At 33.8% G+C, this 26,944-nt stretch carries 26 protein-coding genes and 1 riboswitch; of the genes, 13 read left to right on the top strand and 13 right to left on the bottom strand.

All coding sequences use genetic code 11. From position 1 onward, the window contains the following. The 3 genes from CD29_RS07670 to CD29_RS07660 form a co-directional block, all read right to left on the bottom strand. A partial coding sequence (locus CD29_RS07670) for a SpoVR family protein (RefSeq protein WP_036184941.1) occupies positions 1–815 on the bottom strand: 815 nt, incomplete at its 3' end. A gap of 51 nt (positions 816–866) precedes the next feature. After that, positions 867–2,024, bottom strand: coding sequence for a sporulation protein YhbH (gene yhbH, locus CD29_RS07665; RefSeq protein ID WP_036184939.1), 1,158 nt, complete (start codon positions 2,022–2,024; stop codon positions 867–869). Between the two features lie 353 nt (positions 2,025–2,377). After that, positions 2,378–4,273 carry a PrkA family serine protein kinase gene (locus CD29_RS07660; RefSeq protein ID WP_036184995.1) on the bottom strand — a complete coding sequence of 632 codons (1,896 nt, stop codon included), beginning with the start codon at positions 4,271–4,273 and terminating at the stop codon, positions 2,378–2,380. A 266-nt stretch (positions 4,274–4,539) separates the two neighbouring features. On the opposite strand from CD29_RS07660, the gene CD29_RS07655 reads away from it, so the two are divergent. The 5 genes from CD29_RS07655 to CD29_RS07635 all read left to right on the top strand — a co-directional run bounded on the left by CD29_RS07655 (position 4,540) and on the right by CD29_RS07635 (position 7,829). Next, a complete protein-coding gene (locus tag CD29_RS07655) occupies positions 4,540–5,193 on the top strand; it encodes a carboxymuconolactone decarboxylase family protein (protein ID WP_408056611.1) in 654 nt (217 codons plus the stop codon). 504 nt (positions 5,194–5,697) lie between these two features. Continuing rightward, the gene (locus tag CD29_RS07650) at positions 5,698–5,922 is read left to right on the top strand and encodes a spore coat associated protein CotJA (RefSeq protein WP_036184937.1); all 225 of its coding nucleotides are present in this window, start codon (positions 5,698–5,700) and stop codon (positions 5,920–5,922) included. Further along, positions 5,919–6,182, top strand: coding sequence for a spore coat protein CotJB (locus CD29_RS07645; RefSeq protein ID WP_036184933.1), 264 nt, complete (start codon positions 5,919–5,921; stop codon positions 6,180–6,182). Before CD29_RS07650 ends, CD29_RS07645 begins: the two co-directional genes overlap by 4 nt. A 39-nt stretch (positions 6,183–6,221) precedes the next feature. Beyond that, positions 6,222–6,791 carry a manganese catalase family protein gene (locus CD29_RS07640; RefSeq protein WP_036184930.1) on the top strand — a complete coding sequence of 190 codons (570 nt, stop codon included), beginning with the start codon at positions 6,222–6,224 and terminating at the stop codon, positions 6,789–6,791. 126 nt (positions 6,792–6,917) lie between these two features. Beyond that, positions 6,918–7,829, top strand: coding sequence for a DMT family transporter (locus tag CD29_RS07635; RefSeq protein WP_036184927.1), 912 nt, complete (start codon positions 6,918–6,920; stop codon positions 7,827–7,829). Positions 7,830–7,881: 52 nt separating this feature from the next. Here the strand turns inward: CD29_RS07635 and CD29_RS07630 are convergent, their stop codons facing one another. From CD29_RS07630 to CD29_RS07615, 4 genes are all read right to left on the bottom strand, one after another. Next, positions 7,882–10,254 (bottom strand): polyprenyl synthetase family protein, encoded by a 2,373-nt coding sequence (locus tag CD29_RS07630; RefSeq protein WP_036184926.1) that lies wholly within the window; start codon positions 10,252–10,254, stop codon positions 7,882–7,884. A 159-nt stretch (positions 10,255–10,413) separates the two neighbouring features. Beyond that, positions 10,414–11,187, bottom strand: coding sequence for a DUF4097 family beta strand repeat-containing protein (locus tag CD29_RS07625; RefSeq protein WP_169716164.1), 774 nt, complete (start codon positions 11,185–11,187; stop codon positions 10,414–10,416). Between the two features lie 182 nt (positions 11,188–11,369). Then, positions 11,370–12,671 carry a glycosyltransferase family 2 protein gene (locus CD29_RS07620; RefSeq protein ID WP_036184924.1) on the bottom strand — a complete coding sequence of 434 codons (1,302 nt, stop codon included), beginning with the start codon at positions 12,669–12,671 and terminating at the stop codon, positions 11,370–11,372. Positions 12,672–12,986: 315 nt separating this feature from the next. After that, positions 12,987–14,039: an LLM class flavin-dependent oxidoreductase gene (locus CD29_RS07615; RefSeq protein ID WP_036184920.1), complete on the bottom strand. Its 1,053-nt coding sequence runs from the start codon at positions 14,037–14,039 to the stop codon at positions 12,987–12,989. 236 nt (positions 14,040–14,275) lie between these two features. Between CD29_RS07615 and CD29_RS07610 the strand changes: the two genes are divergently transcribed. Beyond that, positions 14,276–14,932: a hypothetical protein gene (locus CD29_RS07610; protein WP_036184918.1), complete on the top strand. Its 657-nt coding sequence runs from the start codon at positions 14,276–14,278 to the stop codon at positions 14,930–14,932. Between the two features lie 400 nt (positions 14,933–15,332). Here CD29_RS07610 and CD29_RS07605 read toward each other — a convergent pair whose 3' ends face one another. Beyond that, positions 15,333–16,508 carry a DHH family phosphoesterase gene (locus CD29_RS07605; RefSeq protein ID WP_036184916.1) on the bottom strand — a complete coding sequence of 392 codons (1,176 nt, stop codon included), beginning with the start codon at positions 16,506–16,508 and terminating at the stop codon, positions 15,333–15,335. Between the two features lie 24 nt (positions 16,509–16,532). Next, entirely contained in the window at positions 16,533–17,795 is a 1,263-nt protein-coding gene (locus CD29_RS07600; protein ID WP_036184914.1) for a cytochrome P450, read from the bottom strand. A 196-nt stretch (positions 17,796–17,991) separates the two neighbouring features. Between CD29_RS07600 and CD29_RS19635 the strand changes: the two genes are divergently transcribed. Together CD29_RS19635 and CD29_RS07590 are read left to right on the top strand one after the other, a co-directional pair. Then, complete coding sequence (locus tag CD29_RS19635; RefSeq protein ID WP_052124053.1) at positions 17,992–18,660, top strand: restriction endonuclease; 669 nt, start codon at positions 17,992–17,994, stop codon at positions 18,658–18,660. Between the two features lie 103 nt (positions 18,661–18,763). Continuing rightward, complete coding sequence (locus CD29_RS07590; protein ID WP_036184912.1) at positions 18,764–19,687, top strand: ketopantoate reductase family protein; 924 nt, start codon at positions 18,764–18,766, stop codon at positions 19,685–19,687. A gap of 89 nt (positions 19,688–19,776) precedes the next feature. Here CD29_RS07590 and CD29_RS07585 read toward each other — a convergent pair whose 3' ends face one another. Beyond that, entirely contained in the window at positions 19,777–19,989 is a 213-nt protein-coding gene (locus CD29_RS07585) for an alpha/beta-type small acid-soluble spore protein (RefSeq protein WP_036184910.1), read from the bottom strand. Between the two features lie 230 nt (positions 19,990–20,219). On the opposite strand from CD29_RS07585, the gene CD29_RS07580 reads away from it, so the two are divergent. Further along, positions 20,220–20,675: a hypothetical protein gene (locus CD29_RS07580; RefSeq protein ID WP_036184908.1), complete on the top strand. Its 456-nt coding sequence runs from the start codon at positions 20,220–20,222 to the stop codon at positions 20,673–20,675. 80 nt (positions 20,676–20,755) lie between these two features. Here the strand turns inward: CD29_RS07580 and CD29_RS07575 are convergent, their stop codons facing one another. Beyond that, positions 20,756–21,217 (bottom strand): hypothetical protein, encoded by a 462-nt coding sequence (locus tag CD29_RS07575; RefSeq protein ID WP_169716163.1) that lies wholly within the window; start codon positions 21,215–21,217, stop codon positions 20,756–20,758. Between the two features lie 286 nt (positions 21,218–21,503). Then, positions 21,504–21,683: riboswitch (Lysine riboswitch) on the top strand. Positions 21,684–21,802: 119 nt separating this feature from the next. Between CD29_RS07575 and dapA the strand changes: the two genes are divergently transcribed. Further along, the gene (gene dapA / locus CD29_RS07570; RefSeq protein WP_036184904.1) at positions 21,803–22,693 is read left to right on the top strand and encodes a 4-hydroxy-tetrahydrodipicolinate synthase; all 891 of its coding nucleotides are present in this window, start codon (positions 21,803–21,805) and stop codon (positions 22,691–22,693) included. Between the two features lie 114 nt (positions 22,694–22,807). Beyond that, positions 22,808–23,860, top strand: a complete 1,053-nt coding sequence (locus CD29_RS07565) for a tartrate dehydrogenase (RefSeq protein ID WP_036184902.1) — start codon at positions 22,808–22,810, stop codon at positions 23,858–23,860. Positions 23,861–24,196: 336 nt separating this feature from the next. On the opposite strand, the gene CD29_RS07560 is transcribed toward CD29_RS07565, so the two are convergent. Next, entirely contained in the window at positions 24,197–24,949 is a 753-nt protein-coding gene (locus tag CD29_RS07560) for a DUF3298 and DUF4163 domain-containing protein (RefSeq protein WP_081976179.1), read from the bottom strand. 123 nt (positions 24,950–25,072) lie between these two features. Here CD29_RS07560 and CD29_RS07555 point away from each other — a divergent pair, with 123 nt between their 5' ends. Together CD29_RS07555 and CD29_RS07550 are read left to right on the top strand one after the other, a co-directional pair. Continuing rightward, complete coding sequence (locus CD29_RS07555; protein ID WP_036184899.1) at positions 25,073–25,597, top strand: ribonuclease H-like YkuK family protein; 525 nt, start codon at positions 25,073–25,075, stop codon at positions 25,595–25,597. 201 nt (positions 25,598–25,798) lie between these two features. Then, positions 25,799–26,215, top strand: coding sequence for a DUF1284 domain-containing protein (locus tag CD29_RS07550; RefSeq protein WP_036184896.1), 417 nt, complete (start codon positions 25,799–25,801; stop codon positions 26,213–26,215). A gap of 63 nt (positions 26,216–26,278) precedes the next feature. Here the strand turns inward: CD29_RS07550 and CD29_RS07545 are convergent, their stop codons facing one another. Then, the gene (locus CD29_RS07545) at positions 26,279–26,776 is read right to left on the bottom strand and encodes a CarD family transcriptional regulator (protein WP_052124051.1); all 498 of its coding nucleotides are present in this window, start codon (positions 26,774–26,776) and stop codon (positions 26,279–26,281) included. Positions 26,777–26,944 lie beyond the last annotated feature (168 nt).

The following is a 26,944-nucleotide window of genomic DNA, read 5'->3' as shown; positions in this document are numbered from 1 at the left end:
TAAGGTTTAAATATTTGAACACCTATGCGATAGGAAGCCCAACCTTCATTCATTACCTTAGTTTCTAATTGTGGCCAGAAATATAGCATTTCTTCTCGCATCATCGTTAAAATATCACGTTGCCATTCCTCTAGCTCGCGGCTGTACTGTTCAATAAATAGCAACAAATCTTTCTCCGGCCGTGGAGGGAACTTCTTCTTTTTTTGACGAACAGTATTTTCTTCTTTATTTGAACGATCTAAACTCCATAAATCGTCGTAAGCGGATTTTGGTTTCACAATGATCTCATCATCGTCTTCATAATCATTGTATATTAGTTTTGGTCTTAATAATGAAGGATCGATATGTTCCTGTATAGCAAGAACTGCATCTAAAAATTGCTCCACTTCGTCTTTTCCATATAGCATTTCATACTGAGCAACCCGTTCAGCTGTGGCCGTCATACTTTCAACCATATCTCTTCTCGTATTAGAAAATCGAACATTGTTTTTGAAGAAATCACAATGGGCTAAAACATGGGCAATGATTAATTTATTTTGCGTTAATGTATTTGTATCAAGTAAAAATGCGTAACATGGATTAGAATTAATAACTAATTCATAAATCTGACTTAAACCAAAATCGTATTGAAGCTTCATTTTATGAAATTGTTTTCCGAAGCTCCAGTGGGTAAAACGAGTAGGCATGCCGTATGCACCAATTGTATAAATTACATCTGCTGGGCAAATTTCATAGCGCATCGGAAAAAAGTCTAATCCAAATCCAACGGCTATTTCAGTAATCTCATCTATCGCTCTATGAAGCTGTTTTTCCATAAAATGAATCCCTCCGTCCATAAGTATAGGGAATGTCAATTCGTAAAGGCATTATGCTTCTACTGGATTTTGGAAAAATCGTTTCAATGCTTCATATACGTCATTTTTTTGTTTCAATATATAGTATCTAAATTTCGGATCATCAATTTTGCGGTAAACACTCATTAGAGTTGAATAGCGATTATGTGCATTGACCTCTCCATATCCAAACATACTGGAAACTCCCATCAATTCTTTTACCAATTTCAAACATTTTTCATTATCCGTTGAGAAATTATCACCATCTGAAAAGTGAACAGGGTAAATATTATAACGTTTTGGATTATATTTTCCTGAAACTAATTCAAGAGCTTTTGCATACGCGGATGAGCAAGCAGTACCTCCACTTTCACCCTTTGTAAAGAATTCTTCCTCTGTCACAACTTTTGCCTCTGTATGATGTGCTATAAATTCGATATCGACATATTCATATTTAGTTCTTAAAAATCTTGTCATCCAGAAGAAGAAACTTCTAGCACAGTACTTTTCAAATGTTCCCATTGAGCCACTTGTGTCCATCATTGCTAATACTACCGCTTTGGATTCAGGCTTTATGACTTCATCCCAAGTTTTAAATCGTAAATCGTCATTGTGGATAGGGGTAATTTTCGCCTCACCCTTCATTGCATTTCGTTTAATAGCTGAAAGGATCGTTCTTTTTTTATCGATATTACCCATTAATCCCTTTTTACGAATATCATTAAATTCAATTTTTTCAATTGTAATATTTTCTTTTTCTTTTTCCTGTAAGTTTGGAAGCTCTAATTCATTAAACAATAAGTTTTGTACTTCTTCTAAACTTACTTCCGCTTCATAGTAATCTTCACCTGGAGAGTCGCCAGGTTTATTTCCCTTACCTGGTCCTTTTTCTGCTGTTCCTCGCTCGCGAGCAATAACATCTCCAACTTTACTGTCGCCTTTTCCTTGACCAACATGTTTTGATTTGTCGTAATTATAGCGTATTTTGTATTCATCTAAGGACCGGATAGGCACTTTAATAACTTCTCGGCCATTCGACATAATTATACTTTCTTCACTCACAATATCCGGTAAATTATTTTTTATTGCTTCCCTAACCTTTTCCATATGACGTTGTTGATCCTGATGCCCTTTGCGATGGAGGGACCAGTTTTCCTTGGAGATAACAAAGTTTTTTTGTTCTTCGCTCATATTATCCTCACCCATCTATATTTTAGTTTTCATCGACTTTTGAACAACTCGTCAAAAAGTGCTAAATCTTGGTGAAGTTCTTATTTTTAAAGGAAAAGCACTTTTCTTATAATATGAGAATTTTCTGACTTATTTCACTAAAAATGAAAAAAATAAAAAGAATGTCCAAAATTTAATAATTCCAGACATTCTTATAGTTTTTTATAGCTTAATTGAGATTAACATCACAAACAATCATACCTAGTTTTTAGTATTTTCGAGAGATACTAATAGATATTTTTCTACTTGTTAATTGTAATAATAAAGAGAGTGCCCGTAATATTCTAGGGTACTCTCTTTCTACAATTTATGATCTATCTATTTAGTAGACTTCCTACATAACGTAACAATTCATTTGCACTCGTTGTATTATATCCATACTCATCAACAAGTGTAGCAACTACGTCATTGATTTTCTTAAGTTGTGACTCATCAGGATTTTTCGATGACGTTGTAATTTTCACAATATCTTTTAAATCAGTAAATAGCTTTTTCTGAATAGCTTCTCTTAATCGTTCATGAGAATTATAGTCAAAACGTTGTCCTTTTCTTGCATAAGCAGAAAGGCGAATTAAAATTTCTTCACGGAATGCTTTTTTCGCATTTTCAGAAACACCAATTTGTTCCTCAATAGAGCGCATTAATTTTTCATCTGGATTCATTTCTTCGCCTGTTAACTGATCACGAAGCTTATTTTTATTACAAAATGCTTCTACATTATCTAAATAGTTATTCATTAAATGTTTTGCAGATTCCTCATAGGAGTAAACAAATGCTTTTTGTACTTCATTTTTCGCAATTTCATCGTACTCACGTCTTGCCACTGCAATATAATTAATATATTTCTCTCTATCTTCTTGAGAGATTGACGGATGTTGATCCAATCCATCCTTTAAAGCACGTAAAACATCTAAAGCATTAATTGAAGGTACATCCTTACGAATGATCGCTGAGGATATTCGGTTTATAATATAACGCGGATCAATTCCATGCATTCCTTCGTTCGGGAATTCTTTCTTCAACTCCTGAACATCCACATCATTAAACCCTTCAACATTTTCACCATCATACAACCTCATCTTCTTCAATAAATCAATTCCCTGTTTCTTTGGAACTTCGAGCCTTGTAAGTACTGAGAAGATAGCTGCAGCACGTAATGCATGCGGTGCGATATGGACATGTGCCATATCACTTTCACGAATCATTTTTTCGTAAATATGTTCTTCCTCACTCACCTTTAAGTTATAAGGAATCGGAATCACAATAATACGAGAGTGAAGTGCCTCATTCTTTTTATTGGAAATAAAGCTTCGGTATTCCGTTTCGTTAGTATGCGCTACAATTAGCTCATCAGCTGAAATTAATGCAAAACGGCCTGCTTTGAAATTTCCTTCCTGCGTTAAAGATAATAAATGCCATAGGAACTTTTCATCTAATTTTAGCATTTCTTGGAACTCCATCATACCTCGGTTTGCTTTGTTAAGCTCACCATCAAATCTGTAGGCACGTGGATCGGATTCAGAGCCGAATTCTGCAATTGTGGAAAAGTCAATACTACCTGTTAAATCAGCAATATCTTGAGATTTAGGATCGGATGGAGTGAATGTTCCAATACCAACTCGTCGATCTTCTGAAAAGAAAATTCTTTCAATAAGTACATCTTCAATACGACCACCATACTCTTGTTCAAGGCGCATTGTATTTAAAGGAGACAGACTACCTTCAATGCGAATCCCATATTCCTTATAAAAATCATCTCTTAGGTGATGTGGAATAAGATGTAGCGGATCTTCATGCATTGGGCAACCCTTAATTGCGTATACTGCACCTTCATCGGTTCTTGAAAATTGTTCCAAGCCTCTTTTTAACATCGTCACAATTGTCGATTTACCACCACTTACAGGACCCATTAACAATAAAATACGTTTACGAACATCAAGTCTTCTAGCAGCTGGATGGAAATACTCTTCTACTAAACGCTCGAGTGCTGATTCTAATCCATAAATTTCTCTGTTGAAAAAGTTATACTTCTTTTGGCCATCAACTTCTTCTACACCTGCTGTTTTTATCATATTGTATACACGAGAGTGAGCTGTTTGAGCAACTTCTGGTCTTTCTTTAATAAGTGCTAAATACTCTGCGAAAGTCCCTTCCCACTTTAACCTGTCCTCATCATCACGGTATTTTCTTACCTTGTTTAAGATGTCGATAGTCTTACCTCCATTCTTCATGGCATGGTTTATTAAACATACTATGAAGTTAGAGCAGGTAAGATTCCAAGTCATTTTATTTATTGCAAATACTTATGGCCTCTTTTTGTTGAATTGTAGCGGTTCGAGACGAAATTGGCTTTTAATATTTTTTTACTTGACAGATTGGGACAAGCATATAGTTACTTTTATTGGAAAATCCTTTGTATAATCAAGTTAATTCAATTTATGACAACAAAGTTTCAATCGAAGAGGAGATGTTAAATGTGTCAGAAAATTACTACGATAAAGGCCAATCTAAAAATATTTTTCGATTAAAAGAACTTGCTCCAGAACAATTAAAAGCATTTCAACAATTTGATGTCGCAGTACTAAAAGCTGGTGCACTCTCGAAAAAAGAAAAGGAAATAATTGCTGTTGCCATTGCCCATGTAACAGAATGCCCTTATTGTATTGATACGCATACAAAAAAAGCTAAAGTAGCTGGTGCAACGCTCTCAGAATTAGTAGAGGCAGTGTTTGTTACAATGGCAATCGAAGCTGGCGGTGTAGTCACTCATAGCACACACATCCACAATGCTCTAAATGATAACTCGATAGATGAGCTGTATACTCGTTCAAATTTAAAGAGTTTAAAAGAACTGAATAAATTTGCACCTGATGGGTTTAAAGGTTACTTAAACTTTAGTCAGACAGCTATGAAGGAGGGCAATTTATCAGCAAAATTTAAAGAAATTATTGCCGTAGCGGTTGCAACTGCAACACAATGTCCTTACTGTATTGATGTCCATTCAAAAAATGCAATGAAACATGGTGCAACAAATGAAGAACTAGCTGAAGCAGTTTTAGTTTCATCTGCATTATGCGCAGGTGGGGCCTATGCACATATGATTAATATGATCGAAAGCTATAATGAATAGACATTCTTTAATAATGCAATGCAAAAAGGCATCTTTCCCATTAATAGGTGAAAGATGCCTTTCACATATTTCTAATACTGCGGGTTTCTAGACAAAATTAAGCGTTTCTTAATCAAAGTGTCTTAATACTTGGGGTATTTGGACAAAATTTTTCCTTTCCTCAATAAGTTGTCTTAATACTGCGCTTTTCTGGCAGAATTTCGCCTTTCTTCATATCGAGTATTATATTTTTTATATGATAAGCGCTGGTATATTCCTCATTTCAATCCTTCCCATTTAACTTCAAAATAAAGACTAATAATTGCTTTTTAGTTATATGGCTCTTATCTAAATCATGAAAGGTAAATTATTTTGTTCCCTATACTAAGAAGATTATTAAAACTTTGTAGATTAATAGGGAATTTAAGTGAAAAATGAAATAATAACGCGAAATTCTTAGTTTTTTGTCATGAAATTAATCCAAATTCATATACATGTGATAGTGCAAATGAAAGGAGGATTTTCATGCATTCACAGTTTAAGTATTGGAAACCATATGTCAGCCCCTATGATCCTTGTAAACCAATACGTGTCAAAAGTTACTCAACACCTCCACAACTATATATGAACTTCCAGCCACCTGGGCTACCACAATTTCAATCTCCTAAACAAGCGTTAATGCACGGTACTCTTTGGCCACAGTTATATAGCCCTTATCCAGACCCACATAAAAGGGGGGAAAAATCATGACAAAACAAATGCCACCAGAGTATTACAAGCTGCTGGAGGAACTCCAAGCCATTGATTTTGTGATTGTTGAGTTAAACTTGTATTTAAATACTCATCCGCATGATTTTGAAGCCATTAAGCAATTTAACGAAGCATCACAGCATTCCATGCACCTTAAAATTGAATTTGAAAGGCAATTTGGCCCACTTATGAATTTCGGGAAAAGTTACTCAAATTATCCTTGGGATGTGGATGACTCGCCATGGCCATGGCAGGTGTAAGTTTATATATTCGTGGAAATTGAGGGGAGTGACTAGTTTATGTTTTATTACGAAAAGAAGCTCCAATATCCTGTAAGGGTAAGTCAATGTAATCCAATGCTCGCAAAGTTTTTAGTTGAGCAGTATGGTGGAGCAGACGGAGAACTTGCTGCTGCTCTTCGTTACATGAATCAGCGTTATACCATTCCCGACAAAGTGATTGGTCTGTTGAATGATATAGCAATGGAAGAATTTTCACACCTTGAAATGATTGCGACGATGATTTATAAACTGACGAAAGATGCAACACCGGAAATGATGAAAGCAGCTGGATTAGGAGATCATTATGTGGCTCACGATAGTGCGCTATTTTATAATAATGCCTCTGGAGTGCCATGGACAGCATCTTATATCCAAGCAAAAGGAGATCCTATCGCAGACCTCTACGAAGATATTGCAGCTGAAGAAAAAGCACGTGCCACATATCAGTGGATCATTGATATGTCAGATGACCCAGATTTAAATGACGGACTGAAGTTTTTACGTGAACGCGAAGTGATTCACTCTTTAAGATTTAGAGAAGCTGTTGAAATATTGAAAGACGATCAAGGTAAGAAGAAAATTTTTTAAGAATAATAAATTCAACCCTTCGCTCTATTAAGCAAAGGGTTTTTTTGTGTTAGAATGATAGTCTTGTAAAACTCTTTAAAACGGGAAGATAAATTACCGAACTAGATTAGAAAGAATGGTGTAGAAGTGAATTTAAAGGCGTTAATATTAGCACTTATAACAGTTTTTATTTGGGGGTCAACCTTTGCTGCAAACAGCGTTGGTTTACAGGGGGGATATCCTGCAGGACATTTAGTTTTAGTCCGTTTCATTATTGCATCGATTCTCTTTATAATCATAGCATTATTACCAAACGTGAAGTTTAGATTACCAGCGAAAGAAGATCTGCTAAAGATATTCTTTTTAGGTGTATTAGGGATAAGCGTTTATCATATTTGTAATACATTTGGACAAGTTACAGTTAGTGCAGGAACAGCTGGGCTATTAATAGGTTCAGGCCCAATTTTCACTACTTTGTTTGCGATGTGGTTTCTGAAGGAACAACTAGGAAAAGTTGGTTGGTTTGGACTTGGCTTTGGTCTTTTAGGGATTGTCATAATCTCAATAGGCTCAGGGGATTCTTTCGGAATTTCTCCGGGGGTAATATTAATTTTACTTGCAGCAGTTGCTACTTCATTGTTTTTCGTTTTTCAAAAGCCTTTATTTAAGAAGTATACAGCTATCGAACTTACCGCCTACTTTACATGGGCTGGGACTATTCCATTTTTCGTATATACACCAGGGTTATTAGATACTGTACAAAATGCATCTGTAGAAGCAAATATTACTACTATTTATATTGGTATCTTTCCTACTGCTATTGCCTACTTAACTTGGGCAATTGCATTATCGATGTCATCTGCTAGTTCCATCTCAAGTGTCCTGTACCTAGAGCCAGTCATTGCGATTATCGTTGCTTGGATATGGATTAGTGAATTACCTACAATGATTTCAATAACAGGTGGAATCATTGCAATTTCAGGTGTCATTATCGTTAACTTTTTTGGGAAACGACACTCGTTTATTGCAGAACAGAAAGTAAAAACTAGCCTAAAATAAAGCAAGCCCATCCTAAAGTAGATTCTTTTAGGATGGGTTTTTCTTTCCATTATTATTTTTCACGGTGAACAATGTAATTTAGGAAATGTTTTAGGAATGTTGTATTTCGTGGAATATTTTCTATAGAATCCATTGCCTGACAATAGTGTTCCCACATCTCTTTTTTCGCACCATCGATACCAAGTATTGAAACGAATGTTGAATTGTTATTCAAAGCATCGATGCCAATCTTTTTACCAAGTAACTGTGAATCCCCTTCAACATCCAATAAATCATCTTTAATTTGAAAAGCAATTCCAGCGTGTTTTGCAAACTTCTTCAGAGCTTCTATTTCACCTTCAGTTGCTTGGGCTAAAATAGCTGGCATTATGAGACTTGCTTCGAACCCTAAACCTGTTTTATAAAAGCTAATCGTATTTAACTCAATGAGTGAGAGAGTTCTTCCTTTTGAAGCTAAATCCATCGCTTGACCTTGACACATTTCAGCAGTCATTTTGGCTGCATACTGGATCAGCTTCAACACAGATTTTGCATCAAATTTCTCCATCGATGCTTGTTCTTCAAATGCCTTTTGAGTTAAATAAAGCCCAGCTAATTCTGCAGTTGCAACATTATAAATTTGATGAACCGTTGGATGTCCCCGTCGTGTTGACGCATCATCTTGTGAAGGTAGATCGTCAAAAATTAATGAAGCAGTATGCATATATTCTAATGATTTAAGAAGTGGAAATAGGTCTGCTTCGTTTAATCCATAAATTTTTACTCCCATAAACCATGTAATAATAGGACGTAATCGTTTTCCACCACTGTCCAAACTATAGTTTGCAGCATCAATAACTGATTCTTTTACGGATAAGTTACTTTCCGAATCGATTTTTAGTTTATTGTTTATTTTAGTTTGAACTTCTTTTATAGTATTTGAAAATTGTTCGAGTTCTTCCTTCTCATTTTTAAAGGAAGTTAACATTTGGTCTCGTAAGAGTTTGTCATAAAAATCAACATCATCTGCTTTATTGATCATTTGTATAATAAGTTTTTGAATTTTACTGTTTCTTAATGCGAAAATACTCATTACATTTTCAAAAGTTTCAGTTCCATGCTTCTCTTTAAAACGCTTTAATCCATTGATGGCACGGTCTAATATAACTTCACGTGTTTTTTCATCTGAATGATAAACATGATGAATTAAATTGTAGATAACTGTCCAGTACATTTCGAAAGGATTGATTAAATCACTTCGCGTCTGATGGTGTTTTAAAAAATAAGTATACGGGGTTACAGCACCCTCTTTTTCATCTATAAACATATCTGCAAAATCATCTGCGAGTTGATTATAAATTCCGTAAAAGAAAGTCCGTTCTTCAAATCCTTCATCTTCCTCCACATTCACCATTGTCCGCGCAATTAGCCTTGAAGAAGATGATTTTAAAATAACGGGTATAAATAAATTTTCGTTTGAATAATGGCTGTAGCTTAAGTCTTTGTTTCGATCAACCTCTTGGGAATGGAAGAAAACATAGGATTGTTCATAAAATTTCGATTGTTCCTGCTGGCAATCTTTCATATAAATGAAGGCTTCTTTTAATTCTGAATGGATATATTGCATTAGCTTCTGATTTTTCTCCTGCCACTCCTCACCAAAATCCGGTACTCTACCTGTTAATAACGTCTCACGGATAATATTTGAATAACGATCTTTCTCATCTGCATTTAATACATTTGAATCTAGTAAATCATCGACAAATGGATAGGTTAGACCATAGGAATAGCCTAAACGGATTGCGTTTTCAAATTTTTGCACACGTTTATCTTCTGCATATGACTCATCCATTTCTTCATTTACATGCATCATTACGCCAGCTATGATTTTAATCAGCTTTCTTCTTGCATTTAATGCATCCATTTCTTCTGGTAAGTTTTTCGTTACATTTTGAAGTTTTTCAAACAACCAAATCATTGTTGTTTCTACTTTTTCTTTTTGCGCTTTCCGATACATTCCTTTAAAACTAAATAGTTCAGCAATTTCATCCTTATGATCTTTTGGATTTTTCATTTGCTCGATTAAGTTGTTTACAATATGGGTAATTCTTTTTTGTGTGGCTTTTGAATTCAAAGTTCTCCCTAAATCTCGTAAAAAAATATAAGAGACGCTTCGTTCTAAATAATCTTTTAATTTCCCTTTATTTTCAAGCCAATGGATATACTGTCGATAATCTAAATTGGAACGGGTATCTTTCCTACCCCCTATATATGACAGCACACCTGTATGAACATGATTTTTTTTCCACTTTTGAATGTCTTCTGTTAATGTTTGGACATATGTTTGTTCAAGTATTTGATCTTTTAATAAGGAAAAGTATTCATTCGCTTTCCTTTCAGCTTCCATATAACACCTATTTGCATCTATTACGTATATTTCATTCATCAAAACTCACCTTTACACATTTACTTTAAACATCCAAACAAAGACACTATCCTTTAAACTATATTATTTCTTTCATCATTTTAAAACGATATATAGTTGAATTGTTTAAAAAACAAAATAGCTTAACCAGCTAAACCGATTAAGCCTTTTATATTATTATTACTTCTTTATAGATATATTTCCATTATGCGTTCTTAACTGGATTATATTTTCACCATTCCCTTTTACTGTATCAAAGTATTCGGAACCAAAAACAGTTACATTTCCATTATGAGTTTTAAATTGATAAGTAACATTTTCAGGTTCAGATTTTGTAATAATTGTTACATCTCCATTATTTGTCTTAAGCTCCATTGGTTGATCAATAACATCTTTCGTTATGGTAATATCTCCATTATTCGTTCCACCAATTATCTTCCCATTTACATTTTCTAAAATTACTTTTCCATTACTTGAGTCTGTCATAACGGCTGAACTGTCTACATCTTTCAGAACAATTTTTCCATTATTAGTTTTTGTATTTAATTCTTTTACTTCTAAATGGTTAACAACGATTGCTCCTTTGTTTGTTTTTACTTCTATCGTCTCATACACTTCTTTAGGTAAAAACACATTTAACTTCGGAGTACGGAATGAAAAATCAAACGAAAACCAGTTAAACCAAGGTTCATCCACTTCAATATCAAGTGTGTTCCCTTCAACTTCAACTAATAAGTTATACTTGTCTTTATTGACTAATTCTACAAAAGGTCTACCATCAGTAACTTGTATATTAATGTCAGCATTTTTCGTATCAATCTCTATCTGATTAAATTGTTTACCCTCAATTTGAACATCTTCTCTGCCGCCACCTGTAAAGAATCCCCAAGCTACATTAACTAAACTAATTCCAATAAGAAAAACAAGAATTATAATTATATAGGATTTTTTCATTTTCATATCGCCCTCTCAATTGTTTGCTATAACTACATGATAAATGAAAGTAAATAAAAGCAACATGCCCCTCATATGTAAATTCATCTACGTCTTGAGCCCTATTTCAGTCTGGTAGTTGAAGAATTAAAACTTAAAAACTACACTGCTAGATTTAGCGAGTGTAGTTTTGAAATATCCTATTAATTTTTTACATTTTCAAGTACATCATCAATCGTTTTCGCTACAGTATGCGGAATTGGTTTCCACTCAACCTTTTTAAATAAGGCAACAATTGCAATTGGAATATACGTAAACATAAATAATGGAAAAGTAAAAGAATACATAATTTTTTTCCAACCAGTGCTATGAATTCGATTCCATTCTGAAATGGTTGTAATAAACCCTATTACAAACAAAATGCTATAGTACCAAACAAAGGATTTAATAATCGACATCGTAGTAACAAGAATAATTTCCTTCTCATTAATAAAACCTAGGATTGCAGCTAAATAGAAGCTACTATTTACAGCTATACTAAAACAAGTTATTAGCATTGCTGGCATAAGGGTCATTGCCATATCATAACATGAAAATCTATTTCCCCTTTTAAACAGAATCCCACCAATTAAACGTTTTCCGTAATTACTAAAAACTTGATAGAATCCTTTTGCCCAACGTAATCTTTGATGCCATGATTGCTTAAATGTAATTGGTTGTTCATCATAAAGGACAGCATTTCTGCAATATCCAATTTTCTCTCCTTTAAGAATTTGAGAAACAGAGAATTCAATATCCTCAGTTAACAGATGGTGAACCCAACCACCATTTTCTTTAAATATGTCTGACTTTACTAAAAAACCTGTACCAGAGATTGCACAACTATTGTTCAGTGTCATTCTAGGTAAGTTAAAATACTCTGCTTCATGTAAAAACCAAAGTCCATAACCTGCTGATATCCAATTTTGGTCATAGTTTTTGGAGTTCCGGTAGCTAGTGATTACGCGGTATCCTTCGTTAAATGTTTTATTCATTTCTGCAATATAGTTTTTGTCGAGTAGATTATCAGCATCTAGAACAAGATATCCATCATAATTCTTATAAGAATATTCCTTGTCAATAAATTTCAACATAAAATCTAAAGCATAACCTTTACCAACTTGATCTGTGTTAAACCTTTCTTTTACAATTGCACCAGCTTCTTTAGCAACAAGTGCCGTTTGGTCTGTACAGTTATCCGCAACAACAAATATATCGATAAATTCTTTCGGGTATCCCTGTGCATGAATACTGTTAATGAGTTGACCTATTACAACTTCTTCGTTTCTTGCTGCAATAATTACACCAATTTTGTTGAGTTTAATATTATCCTTCCCTCGCTTAAGCGCTCGTTTTGCCTTAAAAGCAATGATCATATAAATCATTTGATATAAATACATAAAAGCAAATAATAAAAACATAAAAAAATTAAAGTTTTCTATAAATGTTGTAATTTGAGAATTCAAGTTTATGCCTCCACATGGAACATGATGAAAAGACTTTTATTAACTACTTTTAAAATGAGATTGTATAAATATAAGACGAATAGATCCCAAAAACGTTTTAATTTTTTCTGTAAATTTTGTAAAATTTTTACCTACACTTTGTAAATCGTCTTATATCCCCTATTTGAACTCAATATTTCTAGTTATATCCCTTTTGTGGAGTAAAAATGCATAATATGTAAATTTTTGTTGGAAATGATTAGTTTTACTTATTTTCCTCACAAAAAAAGCTGTTTCTATAGACAAAATATCTATAAAAACAGCTTGAATTAAATTTTATTGATTTTCAGCTTCCCACTTTGCAACTTCTTCTCGTACAATTGGAGCGACTTCTTTACCTAGTAATTCAATTGAACGCATTACATCTTCATGCGGCATTGAACCTACTGGGCAGTGAAGCATGAAACGAGTTACTCCGACGCTTTTGCGAAGGTAAATGATTTTTTCTGCGACGGTTTTAACATCACCAACATATAGTGCCCCTTCTAAGCTACGGGCATGATCAAATGTCTCTTTAGTATATTGTCCCCAACCGCGCTCTCTCCCAAGTACATTCATAGCTTGTTGAGTTGGAGGGAAGAATTTTTCTACTGCTTCCTCAGTCGTGTCTGCTACGAAACCATGGGAATGCGATGCAACCGTAAGTTTTGATATATCATGTCCTGCCTGTTGTGCAGCTCGGTAATACAATTTAACTAGCGCACCAAATTGTAGAGGACTGCCTCCAATAATTGCTAGTGCAAGAGGTAATCCTAGCACACCCGCACGGACCACAGATTGAGGTGTTCCTCCACTAGCTATCCAAATTGGTAACTGTTCTTGCTCTGGTCTAGGATATACACCTCTGTTATTAATAGAAGGGCGATGTTTTCCTTCCCAATTTATTATTTCGTTATCACGAATTTTTAGTAATAAATCTAATTTTTCATCAAATAACTCATCATAATCTTTTAAGTCGTAACCAAATAACGGAAATGACTCGATAAAGGAGCCTCTCCCCGCCATAATTTCAGCACGTCCATTTGATATTGCATCGACAGTTGAGAACTCTTGGAAAACACGTACAGGATCATCTGAAGACAACACTGTAACCGCACTCGATAGTCGAATATTTTTTGTTCTGGAAGCTGCTGCTGCTAATAACACTGCAGGCGTTGAACAAGCGTAATCTTTTCTATGGTGTTCTCCCACCCCGTATATATCTAAACCAACTTCATCTGCAAGAACAATTTCTTCCACTACTTCACGTAATCGTTCTGAATGACTAATTACTTTACCCGTTTTAACGTCTGGTGTTGTTTCTACAAATGTCGTTAAACCTATTTCCATAATAATTTCCCCCAATCTGCCCGCTTCAATAGTTATATCTTATTATGTAAATCATACATTACTACTTGTTGAACTTTCAATTTTCCTGTCTATCAATAGAACTTCAAAAGATTTTCTTATATTTCTACACTTTTGGAAAAGAATATTTAGTAAGTTACCTGTAAGATTGGCGAAATTAACAATTTGCAATGCAATACATCACTTTAATTATACTGTTGAACTTTGGAGGAAGATTCATGAATTTATTACAAGTTCGAAAAGGACAATTTGTTTACTACAACAATGAGTTACACAAGGTATACGCAGTCAAAACAATGTTTAAGCAATCAGTTCACCTATATCGATTACGAGATATGACACAACATTTATGTATTGCAAAAGAGATTGAAAAATATCAACCAAAAGAATTCGATAGTTTTATTTTTAACAAAAAGAGATACACACTAAGTAAAGAAAGAATTGCACAAGTTGGCGACTATATACTAATTACGAATCCAGACCCAGATTATTTCGATCATTACTCTTTAAATGAGATTGAAATCGTTGCATCTGTCGAATCAAAAGGAGTAGTTACTGAAAATTCAAATGGAATTAAACATAGTGAATACTTGTTAATGGTTCCAGGACGATTAGAAATTAGCAATCCAATCGATTATCAAGTTAAAGATAATTCCATAGATGATGACGAAACCCAAAATGAGTTACTGGATGATGAATTTATACCTTCAATTGGCGATGTGTATAGGAAAGTTGATAATCAACTTGAAGCAATGGTTATTGCAATACAAGGAACAACTGTATTTCTAGGTGGTGGGTTCCAACTACATCAAGAGGAAATATTAAATCAAGAAAAGTGGGAGTTTCTATTTAACATACAAGATCATAACTCATAATTAAATTTGTACAATATATAACTAAACAGGTTGTATATAAAAACTAAACGAGGCTGGGACATAAGTGAAAAGGTACAATCCATCATTCAAATTGGATTGTACTTTTTTAATATAGTGACGTTCGTTTCCGATGCATGCTTCGCTTTCCGCAGGGAAGCCATGAGCCTCCGGGAGCTAAAGCTCTCCGGGGTCTCATGACTGCTTCTACGTCCTGCAGGACAAGGAATGCTTCCTTGAATTATCATCGCAACGAGAAAATACTTTAGTATTTTCGAGAGAGTCTTCGCATGCCTCTCCAACGAACGACTTTCTAATAGCAGATTTTTATCATACGTAATACTGACTCTTGGTTGAAAGTTATCTTTTGTCCCAGCCTCAGTTCCTTTTTCAGTTTTAGTATTTATGATTTTCTAACTTCTTTCATCAAATACTCTACGAATTCCTCATCACGTACAAGCCTTGCCTCAAAAGTTCTCTTTAAAAAGATTTCAGCCTCTAAATAACTTTCGAAAACCTCTTTTAAAATGACTTTATTATGCTCAATAATCCATTTCTCATCTTTAGGGTAAACAAAAAACAAATCATTACTTCGACTTTTATACATAGCACCAAATGTAGATTCTTTTAAATTATGTCGATTTCGTTTTGCATCTTCTTGAATAGCATCAAAGTGGAATGTATCTAATACATATAGTTTATATGCTTCTTCAACTAAATTACACCCCGAAGCTTTTTGATGACCACCACCACCAAAATGTCCTGCAATTTCTGACACGTCTATATGATTATGGATTGTACGGAACGAAATTCGTTTCCCCCCCATATTCAGGATAGCTATATAATCTAGATGTGGATGCTCTTTTCCTAACTCATTTCCAAGTTCTGAGTGATAGGACTCAGCGTAAACAACCCCAGCAAAATAATTTCCAACCTTTGCTTGTACGATTTCTCTACGTTTTCGTCGTATATATCGTTCAATTTTATCTTCTTCCATGTTAAGAAGTCTCTTTTCAAACTCATCAAAATCAAAACGATCACTTGTTTGCAAACGCTCTAACATTGTTTCTTCAAACTCGTCAATCGACACTAAATAAAATAATGAGTTTAATGAATGAGCTTTATGGTTTTCATTTTTCTCCCATTCCCAAGTATCATACTGTCTTACAAGCTCAACAAATTCGGTAATTGCTGTAGACTTAGTTAAATAATTATTATTTACTAAGTATTCGAAAAAGAGCGATGTCGCACTCGTTAATCGGCCTATATCGTCTTCAACTAGTACATATCCCCATTGATATTCATCGAAATGCTGCGCAGTTTTGTGATGATCGATTAGTTGGACATTTCCAGTTTTTTCATAAAACTGCTGCAATTTATGCTCATTTTCCTCATTTGGGGATAGATCCGTTATAAACAAAAATGTCTCCGGAGAATCTTTTTCTAAAAAATATTCAATTTCTCGATTTAGGGATGATATAGAATTATAGCGAACTGTCACATCTTGACCAAAGGCAAGTTTCGCCAAAATTCCGCATCCAACCCCATCTAAATCGTTATGGGATAGCAACTTATACATTTTTCCACCTCAAAGTAATTATCATTAGTGAGTTAATTTTCTCTCTACATTTCTCAGTATAACTCGACTACGTGGAATGCTTGGAAATTCATTCATTTCAAAAGTTAAATCTTGTTCAGGCACTTCGTAATCCATATGATTTACTAAATAATCTAAACTTACTTTCATCATTTCTATCGTTAACTGCTCTCCAGCACAGCGGTGACCTGTTAAATATTCACCTCCACCTTGAGGAATAAAACTGAAACGATCATTACCTTGGTCTGCAAAGCGGTTTGGGTTAAATTCTTGTGGATATAACCATAAGTTTTCATCATGATTTGTGCCATAAATGTCTAAATAAGCTAATGTACCCTTTTCAATTTTATAATCTCTCCATGTAAAGTCCTCTTTAACTTTTGCAGCGATAAATGGGAAGAACGGATAATATCTTCTTACTTCATCAATGAACATATAGGTATATTTCTCATCTGCATTTTTTAGTTTTTCTATTTCATCAGGATGTTCAATTAGTGCCAATGCAACAAAGTTTATATAGACTGCTATCGCTACCATAGGTCTATAAACATTTAACAATTCAACAACAACGATTGAAGGATCAAGTAAGTTTCCATCTAAATCTTTGTACCATGTATATTGATATAATGCTGTATCTTCTGGTGGTATAAGTTTACCTTCTCGAATTTTCCCAACTAATTCGCCCATCCACTTTTCTACATTATTTTGGGCATTTCTTCCCTTCCAATGATTTGGACCTATTGCTCCAGCTCCTTCAAACATCTCACTTAGTTCTTTAGTAAGCCATTTTATTTCTTCTTCTTCAACAAGAACTCCCGCCCAAGTGCATGCTACCTTACATAGAAGCTCCTTAACTTCATCATACAAAACAATGTCTTCCTTTTTTGTCCAGTGATCTAGCGCTTTTTCCCAATATTGAATTGCTAGCTCTTGAAATTTCTTTATATTTTTTTCATTCATGATAGACATGTGCATCTCTTTTCGGTGTCTATGCGCTTGCCCATCAAGCGATTGAACGCCGTTTTCGCCAAATAAAGTTTGCACTAATCGGTTAGGTGCTGCACCTTCACGATGAAATAAGTGTGTATCATAAAATACTTGAGCAGCATCCCTTCCACTCATACATAATGATTTCTTCCCCATAATGCGCGTTTCGAAAATATTGGAATTGAAACTCCTCTTTCTATTTAAAATAAACTCATAACCTTCTTTTAATAGAGGTAATGTATGATCGATTCCATCTTCCCTAGGTATTTGATTATTCGACATAAAGCGACATCTCCTTAGTTTCGTTAGTAAAAATGAATGTTTAAAATTACACATTCTTCGACCTCAATCATAATTTGTGCAAATTTTGTCGATACTATTAGCTAAATACAGATTGACCTAAATTAGTTCATACTAATGATCTGTTTTTGCAGATTATGTTCAATTCGGCAAATAAAATGATTAAAGGATGACAGCAATGAGTCGACATACTTCAAAGGTAAGAGAAAATAGATTAACACACTTACTATTACTTAGTTTTTTAGGATTTGGAATTGTAATTGCAATATTTAATTGGCTATCCATTGAGCCTAGTTTTACGAATGTTCAATTCTATCTAATCCTTTTTGTGGTACTAGCATTTTTATATAAACCATTTGGTTCTTATTGTATGAACAAAATAATTGTACTTTTGAAATCTTTTGCTAAGCCGTTTAAAAAGATGACTTATAGTAAAATGTACAAAGTTGACATGAAAAGGATAAATCAATTAAATTGTGTTGAAGTAGCTCAATTTTTAAAGCCAATTTTAGAAACACAAGGTTATACTACCGTATTAAAAAATGGCTCAGAGCTAGGAGCAGACTTAATCATCAAAAAAGGTATAAAAACTTATGTAGTTCAAACAAAACGTAAGAGTGAGAAAGTTGGTCCTGGTACAATCCACGAGGCGATAGAGGCGCTAAATCAATACGCTGCAAACGGAGCAATTGTAATAACAAACCAATACTACACATCATCTGCTAAAAAGTTGGCAAAGCGTAAGGGAATCAAGTTAATTGACAGAGATGAACTTACGAAAATGTTAAAAACGACAAATAAAAAATATCGCTTTGCTGCAGCTTTTTCATTCATATTAAATAAATAACTTAAGTGCCAGGTACTCAAACAATTTATAATTGCTTGAGTGCCTGGTATTTTTTATGTGATACACTAAAGTACATATAAGTTATGTGAAAGGTAGCGATTCTATGGAGATTAAAACTGTTTCAATTATCGGATTAGGTGCTTTAGGAATTATGTACGCACACCATTTTTCAAAAAAATTCTCAAAGGAAAATGTTAGAATAATTGCTGATCAAGACCGTATTAATCGTTATTTAAAAACTGGAATTTATTGTAATGGAGAACTTTGTGATTTCAATTATGTAACACCTGAAGAGTCCATTCCACCTTCTGATTTAATTCTTTTTACTGTTAAATTCGAAGGCTTACAAAATGCAATTCGATCCGTAATAAATCATGTCGGACCAAATACGATCTTTATGTCTGCTTTAAATGGCATTATTAGCGAGGAAATGATTGGTGAGGCATTCGGTTTTGATAACGTCTTATATTGTGTTGCACAAGGGATGGATGCGGTTAAAGTTGACAATCAATTAACATATCATCATAAAGGAAAGCTCGTTTTCGGAGATCGTAAATCAGGTATAATCTCTGAACAAACAAGAGCTGTAGAAAAGTTTTTTCAACTTGTAGAGCTACCTTATGAGATTGACACAAATATGAAACATCGAATTTGGGGCAAATTCATGTTAAATGTCGGAGTAAACCAAACAGTAGCAGTTTATAAAAGTAACTATGGAGAGGTTTTAAAAGAAGGTGAAGCCCGTCAAACTATGATTGCTGCAATGCGTGAAGTTATAAAAGTAGCAGAAAAAGAAGGTATTGGGCTATCAGAAGATGATTTGAGTTATTGGTTAACCGTTCTTGGTACCTTAAGTCCCGAAGGAAAACCATCAATGGCACAAGACGTTGATGCAAAGCGTTTAAGCGAAGTTGAACTTTTCTCTGGAACAGTATTAAAATATGCACAAAAACACAACATTAACGTTCCTGTGAACAAATTGTTATACGAAAAAATTTCTTCCATTGAAAGTGAATATGTTCGCTAAAACTTGGCGATAACTTTACTGAAATAAGAATCCACCAAAATTTAAAGAGGCTGATTCTAGAAGAATCAACCTCATCCATATACGTTTAATTATTCGCTTGGAGTTCTACCTCTTAATTGTGCTTCAGCCATTTGCACAAGGCGTTTGGTAATCTCTCCACCTACTGATCCGTTAGCGCGTGAAGAATTATCTGCTGATAACTGAACACCAAACTCTTGTGCAATTTCATATTTCATTTGATCCACTGCAGCTTGTGCCCCAGGAAATACTAACTTATTTGAACTACCGTTGTTAGAAGCCATTTCTTTCACCTCCTTGTGTATTTTAGAATGCACGAAGGAGGCTTTTTTAATACATTAATAAATATTTACAATAGATATGAATAATCATTTATCAATTTAACTTTTAAATTAATAAGGGAAAAAATATAAACTAAAGAGTTCTACTACAACCAATTCTCCGTTTTAATTGCGCTCTCTACAACATACATTAAATTACCAAAATAATTGGGATTTGAGGGGAGAGAACTTGTTTGGTTAAAAAAAGTCAGGACAGTTTCGATTTAATATTTTATTCTGTTGGACTAGCCTTAACATTTTTAATGTTTTTATTTTCTAGATGGTTATCTAAACCAATAATGGCGGAACTTGAATTAGGGACATCCTTAGTTGATCTTGTTTTTGATGGCAATGACCAAATTAGCTTTTTCATGAATTTACTTTTGCCAACCTTATTAATATTTACAGGAATATTTATATTAATTGTATTGTTATTTCAAATGGGGAAAGCCATTGTTTCAAAACGCGATTCAAAATTTAATAAACTGCTTTTGATATTAATTGCACACGTGATTTTTATTGATCTAATTTTCGCAGTGAAAAACGGCTGGCAATTACTTTTATTAAATTTTCAATATATCTTAATTTTAATTGTTTTACTTATTGTTATTGGTACTACTTTTAAATACTTTGTATCTTTGAGAAAATAATTTTCAAATAGCCTGATACATATAACATCTAGAGAAATAGTAAAACCCGACATTCTTTAAGAAGGTCGGGTTTTACAGTCTTATTTTATAAATATTACGGAATCACCAATGTTATATTTCTGCTGTATATTTTCACCTTCATATACCCAACTTAAGTTTACAATTCCTTCATCAAGTATATTTCGAATTTCTTCATTAGTCACATTACCTGTATATAAGAGTATTTCTGCTTCATGAATAAATTGGTACTTTTCTTTGTTATTAGACTCCTTATATTTTGCACCTAAATAAATATCATTACCAAACAGTTCACTAAAATATTGAGGAATACGTACTTCCAGATTTTCAATTTCGTTAGGATAATTTACTTTCAACGAAAATGATACTTCCTGATAGTTGTTTTGGTCTTTGGACTTATTTTTTTCATAAGATCCTAATTGCATAAATGTTTCTTCATCAATTGGTGAGATTTCTGTTCGTAATAATACTGCAGGATTCTTTTGTGAATAACTGTATAATCCGATAGCCAACATTCCTAACATAAGGTAACAAGCTATTTTTATCGATAATTTATATTTCATATAATCACCTGTAACTCATTATTATTTAGGACTCTCTATTTCAAAGTTGTTATTTAAACTATTCCTATAGTTATCCTATATGCTTCATATTTACATTTAATTAACAAAATATAAATAAAATTAACAAAACACCTCCATCTACGATAGGTTATGTTAATCTGAATTTTTTAAAATTTTGAGTATTGCTTTCCATTGTGAAAAGGGGTATTATTTGTTTAATTATATATTTTCTTATTTCAAATTTTGAAGTAAGGATAGAGGCGCAAAAACCATTAGTACACAACTTGAGGATAATGAGATCCGTTGAAAATTGTGGAAAGGGGAATTTGCCGAAGTTTCAAGAAACCTCATTGTTCTTGGAGCTGGTTCTGCATTAAATAAGTGCAGGATTGTCATGTAGGAAACTATATGGAGGGCTATCTTACGCGAAGGAAATGAACTTTATTTCTAAGCAACAACGAGCCCTCGTTGTTGCTTTTTGCGTTTAATACTAACGCCCTTCTCCCTCTAATTTCTAATAAAAAAGGTTAAGGATGTGGAGAAGAAATGAATTTTGGAAGAATTTTAACAGCAACGGTAACTCCTTTTGATGAAAACGGTGAAATCGATTGGAATGCAACTGAAAACTTAATTAATTATTTAATCGCAAACGGAACTGATGGTTTAGTCGTATCTGGTACTACAGGAGAATCTCCAACATTATCTGAAGAAGAAAAAGTACTATTATTTAAATTTGCTGTAAAAGTAGTAGATGGACGAATTCCTGTTATTGCAGGTACTGGCTCATACAACACAAAAGCATCGATCGAACTAACAAAACAAGCTGAAAATGCTGGTGTTGATGGTATTATGCTTGTTACTCCTTACTATAACAAACCTTCTCAAGAAGGCATGTATGAGCACTTTAAAGCAATTGCTAACGTAACTACACTGCCGATTATTCTTTACAATATTCCAGGTAGAAGTGCTGTAAACCTATCTGTTGAAACTGTAATTGAGCTATCAAAAATAAAAAATATCGTTGCAATTAAAGAAGCTAGTGGCAATTTAAATGCTATGGCTGAAATGATTGAAAAAACACCTGAGGACTTTTCTTTATATAGTGGTGATGATGGATTAACAATTCCAGTTCTATCAATTGGTGGTACTGGTGTAATTTCTGTATCCTCACATATTATTGGAAATGAAATGCAAGCGATGATTAAAAAGTTCCAGCTTGGAAACTTCCAAGAAGCAGCTCGTGATCACCGAAGACTTCTTCCAATAATGAATATATTATTTGCTACACCAAATCCAACTTCTGTTAAAGCTGCATTAAATTTAAACGGTATTCCAGTTGGTGGTGTTCGACTTCCGATGACACCATTAAACGAAGACCAGTTAAATACATTACGCTCAGTGTTGGATCAATACTTGCAAGATGAAATCCTATTATAGAGACCTTTCTTTTGAGTGGTGGAGTATTCCCCACTCTCTTTTTGTTTATTTATTTTTTCTTAACACGTATAATTACACTAACAGTTAAATTCTTCCTTTATAAGGGGTGTCATGATGAATACATACAAAATCGCAGTAATTCCTGGTGATGGCATTGGGTTAGAAGTAGTACCTGCAGCTATTGACGTATTAAATAAAATTGCAGAGATTGATGGAAGTTTTCGATTCGAGTGGACGTATTTCCCTTGGGGATGTGACTACTACTTAGAACATGGGGTTATGATGCCTGAGGATGGTATTGAAACATTAAAAAAATATGATCAAATCTTCTTAGGTGCAGTTGGCATGCCTGAACTCGTACCAGACCATATATCACTTTGGGGATTACTAATCAAAATTCGCCGTGAAATGAAACAGTCAATAAATGTTCGTCCAGCCAAACTATTAGCTGGACTTGAGTCACCTTTAAAAAATCCCCAAAACTTTGATATTACCGTTGTTCGCGAAAATTCGGAAGGTGAATATTCCGACAGTGGCGGTCGTATACATAGTGGATCAGATGAAATTGCCATTCAAAACGCAGTATTTACACGAAAAGGCACTGAAAGAGCAATGCGTTATGCTTTCGAATTAGCTAAAAATTCAAAAGGCCATGTAACAAGTGCAACGAAATCCAATGGACTAACTTACTCCATGCCATTTTGGGATGAAGTATTTGAAACTGTAAAAGTTGATTATCCAGAAATTAAAACAGTTTCCAATCATATCGATGCTTTAGCTGCTTATATGGTTATGAAGCCACAAGAATTAGACGTAATTGTTGCTTCTAATTTATTCGGTGATATACTGACAGATTTAGGTGGAGCTATTATGGGAAGTATCGGAATAGCACCTGCTGCTAACTTGAATATTGAACGTGAATACCCTTCCATGTTTGAACCTGTTCATGGTTCAGCACCTGATATTGCTGGAAAAGGTATCGCAAATCCAATCGGCCAAATTTGGACAGGTAAAATGATGTTAGATTTCTTAGGCAATCATGAAGCGGGTTCGCGTCTATTAAATGCCATTGAAAAAACTTTGGCTTCAGGTATTAAGACAGGCGATATTGGTGGAACTTCTACATTAAGTGAAGTTAAAGAAGCAATTATTAAAAATTTAATATAACGATGAAGGATCTCTTTCACAATGAAAGAGGTCTTTTTATGTTAGATGAGCTGTAATTAGAATTAAGTTAGGTTAGATTCAAGCTATTAAGCGGCACTTATTAGAAAAAACGAATGACTTATTAGAAAATTCGAGGTGGTTATTAGAAAATATCGAAAAGTTATTAGAATTTAAGCTAGTCCCAAGCCTCTGTGGGCTAATTATTAGAAAACATACAGAACTTATTAGAAAATCCGTGATAGTTATTAGAAATTATTGAGGAGTTACTAGAATCTAACGGCAAACTTAAATAACAAAGCCTCAAACACTTAAAAGTGTTCGAGGCTTCCATAATCTTTATAATTCCGAACTTGGAATACTAATCGTTGGATGACCTGCTGCATAAGGTGCTATTTCGTACTGTTGGAATAGCAAATCGATACCACTATCAGTAAAGTAAAATTGTGTTTGATCATTCACTGCAAAGTCCCCAATCATTTCCTCATCGAAGAACAGATCCTGATTTTCTTTTATATATTTTTTAACATACGCGGTTAAACTTGCAAACTTTGACTCATTTGAGATGATGTCTTTTAATGTATATCTATCCCCTGTTTGTGTATCAAAGTTGTATATTGTTACCGGCTCAATACCATGAGCCCCACCAGAATATGTAGCATCATAAATTAAAACACTCAACTTGCCATCATGATTGTACTTAACTTCATAGCTAGTAATGTAACTATATTCACAAGAGTACGGGAATTCCTTACAATGCTCTTTGTCTTCTTCTTTAAATTTCTCCATTTCGTTTTTCAACTTTAGGTAACCCTCATAAGAAGATTTTATATGGGCAATAAAAACTTCATTAATTTTTCCTTGCACATTTTGATCCTTCATATTAGTCACTTGTGGATAAACTAAAAAATCCTCTTTATAGGTTTTTGACTCGACAGAAACAGATGTACCAGATAATTCACTTACTTCAATCGTGTTCGATGGTTGTTCAAAATCAACGTAAGAAAATAATGCACTAAAACTAAGGAATAACTTGAATAAATTCGTAGCAATCATACCTGTCACCTCATTCCAATTTCCTTCGTTTATCATGAGCTAATAATATTAAATCATACAATTTAAAGAACAAATTCACTTATTTGACTAATTATTTTTTAATTTTCATGAATAGACTTTTAATATTAGCTTACTAAAACATAGAAAGGTAGGCAAGCGATGGAAAATGGGATCACCTTTCAAAATATAAGTGAAAAAAGAATGTCCTTCGAGCAAGTATTTCGCTGTATCATTCAATTTATGGAAAAAGACCCTACCGGAAATTTTCGATTAATGTTTGGAACGGATTCACAAGTTCATGGGAGTTTAACAAAATTTATTACTGGCATCGTTATTCAACAAGAACGGAAAGGTGTTTGGGCGTGTTTCCGTAAAGTTATTGTTCATAGAAAAATGACCAATTTACATGAACGAATTTCTTATGAAACATCCTTAACGGAAGAAGCTGTGTCGATGTTTACAAAAGAGAAAAAAGAGCAATTAATACAAATTGTGTTGCCTCACATCTACAAGGGAGCAAGTTTTACTATTGAAGGCCATATTGATATTGGTTCAGGCAATCGCAACAAAACTCGTATATTTGTAAACGAAATGATATCTCGCATGAAATCGATTGGGTTAGAGGCAAAGATTAAACCCCATTCATTTGTGGCAAGTAGTTATGCAAATCGATTTACGAAATAACCTCGTCTTATAAGAAATATGAAGTTAGTTTACTAGCAATCCTCAAAAGAGAAGATGTAGGAAAACATTAACATTTTAATTTTCCTTCCTTAAATTAGAACAAGAAAAATATAAACATTTCCATTTATAGTATGATACTATAATTTTAATAGTTAACCTGAAAATAAATTGAGTTAACGTAATGTTTAAGGGGGAAAGTTAATGGTTCAACTACGTGGTCACCACCTGTTTTGTCTTTTAGGTTATCGAGGCATGGGCTATTCAAAGGAATATATAGAAAATATGACGAAGCTTCACCAAACATTGAGAAGCCATCCTGAAACACTTGTTGAATTAGTTGAAGGGCCTGACCAATTGTGTGAGAAATACCCCAATTCAGGAGAGTATCATTGCAAAAATCAAAATATCTATGTGAGAGATGCAGTAATATTAGAAAAAATGGGGCTCAAAATCGGAGAAAAACTAATGTGGCAAGAGATCGAAAGCAGGGTAAAAAAATTTGTTGTTCCCTCGGATATTCAAACTGTTTGCGAAACATGTAATTGGAAATCTTACGGTGTTTGCGAGGAAGGTATCCAGCATATTCTTGAAGGCAAGGGGCTATGGGAAGTGAAATAACCTCTTGCCTTTGTTTCATCTAATAAAACGCACTTCTTTAACAAAAGAAATGCCAAGGGAATTTTAATTTTTTAGAATTAGTTCGTCTATTTTTTCAGCAACTTCTTCAACCGTAACTTTTAAACTAACAGAAAGTTCTTTGTTAAAGATAGGTGTTACTTGTTTTAAAATTTGCTGGTCTTGACTTGCTAATTTCTTGCCTTCTTGTTCCAATTCATATTTCTTTCTCAAAATTGTATTTAACATTTGAGCAATTTTAAAATCATTATTTGTCTCTAATATCTTTTGATAGTTGTTTACTCGGTCAATTGCACGATCGTTCCACTCATCAGATGGATTTTTAAACGTTTCTAATAATAATTCTGCCTTTTCTTTAGATGCGATTGGTGTTAATTTTGAATCATCTGAATTTACTGGGTGAAATAGCTTCAAGGTTTTATCGTGGTGTGAACGTAAAATATAGTAAGATTTTGTATTTCCCGAAAATGTTTGTTCTTGGATATCTTCAACAATACATACTCCATGTGCACCATAAAAGACTGTATCCCCAATCGAAAACATTATACATATCTCCTTTTTGTTCAACTTAAAAGAAATCAAAGAGCGCAATCGATAACACGAAGGAGCGCTCTTTGAAATCATATATTTTATAATCTAATTATCTCACATTTTACAGTCTATTTGTAATAGCCTGAATTTTATTTTTTTATTGTTCTGGTGTTCTAATAA

Origin of the sequence: Ureibacillus manganicus DSM 26584 (genome assembly GCF_000772945.1) — a bacterium.
Classification (GTDB): domain Bacteria; phylum Bacillota; class Bacilli; order Bacillales_A; family Planococcaceae; genus Ureibacillus; species Ureibacillus manganicus.
Note: the sequence above shows the minus strand (reverse complement) of the source record. Positions and strands in the feature narration are given on the sequence as shown.

Coding starts and splice junctions, on each gene's coding strand:
- CD29_RS07605 (WP_036184916.1), bottom strand. CDS start 16,508: ATGTATAAGTTGCTATCCCATAACGATTTAGATGGGGTTGGATGCGGA.
- CD29_RS07585 (WP_036184910.1), bottom strand. CDS start 19,989: ATGGCTTCTAACAACGGTAGTTCAAATAAGTTAGTATTTCCTGGGGCA.
- CD29_RS07590 (WP_036184912.1), top strand. CDS start 18,764: ATGGAGATTAAAACTGTTTCAATTATCGGATTAGGTGCTTTAGGAATT.
- CD29_RS07565 (WP_036184902.1), top strand. CDS start 22,808: ATGAATACATACAAAATCGCAGTAATTCCTGGTGATGGCATTGGGTTA.
- CD29_RS07625 (WP_169716164.1), bottom strand. CDS start 11,187: ATGAAAAAATCCTATATAATTATAATTCTTGTTTTTCTTATTGGAATT.
- CD29_RS07550 (WP_036184896.1), top strand. CDS start 25,799: ATGGTTCAACTACGTGGTCACCACCTGTTTTGTCTTTTAGGTTATCGA.
- CD29_RS07575 (WP_169716163.1), bottom strand. CDS start 21,217: ATGTTAGGAATGTTGGCTATCGGATTATACAGTTATTCACAAAAGAAT.
- CD29_RS07640 (WP_036184930.1), top strand. CDS start 6,222: ATGTTTTATTACGAAAAGAAGCTCCAATATCCTGTAAGGGTAAGTCAA.
- CD29_RS07630 (WP_036184926.1), bottom strand. CDS start 10,254: ATGAATGAAATATACGTAATAGATGCAAATAGGTGTTATATGGAAGCT.
- CD29_RS07610 (WP_036184918.1), top strand. CDS start 14,276: ATGAATTTATTACAAGTTCGAAAAGGACAATTTGTTTACTACAACAAT.
- CD29_RS07645 (WP_036184933.1), top strand. CDS start 5,919: ATGACAAAACAAATGCCACCAGAGTATTACAAGCTGCTGGAGGAACTC.
- dapA (WP_036184904.1), top strand. CDS start 21,803: ATGAATTTTGGAAGAATTTTAACAGCAACGGTAACTCCTTTTGATGAA.
- yhbH (WP_036184939.1), bottom strand. CDS start 2,024: ATGAGCGAAGAACAAAAAAACTTTGTTATCTCCAAGGAAAACTGGTCC.
- CD29_RS07545 (WP_052124051.1), bottom strand. CDS start 26,776: ATGTTTTCGATTGGGGATACAGTCTTTTATGGTGCACATGGAGTATGT.
- CD29_RS19635 (WP_052124053.1), top strand. CDS start 17,992: ATGAGTCGACATACTTCAAAGGTAAGAGAAAATAGATTAACACACTTA.
- CD29_RS07560 (WP_081976179.1), bottom strand. CDS start 24,949: ATGATAAACGAAGGAAATTGGAATGAGGTGACAGGTATGATTGCTACG.
- CD29_RS07650 (WP_036184937.1), top strand. CDS start 5,698: ATGCATTCACAGTTTAAGTATTGGAAACCATATGTCAGCCCCTATGAT.
- CD29_RS07555 (WP_036184899.1), top strand. CDS start 25,073: ATGGAAAATGGGATCACCTTTCAAAATATAAGTGAAAAAAGAATGTCC.
- CD29_RS07615 (WP_036184920.1), bottom strand. CDS start 14,039: ATGGAAATAGGTTTAACGACATTTGTAGAAACAACACCAGACGTTAAA.
- CD29_RS07600 (WP_036184914.1), bottom strand. CDS start 17,795: ATGTCGAATAATCAAATACCTAGGGAAGATGGAATCGATCATACATTA.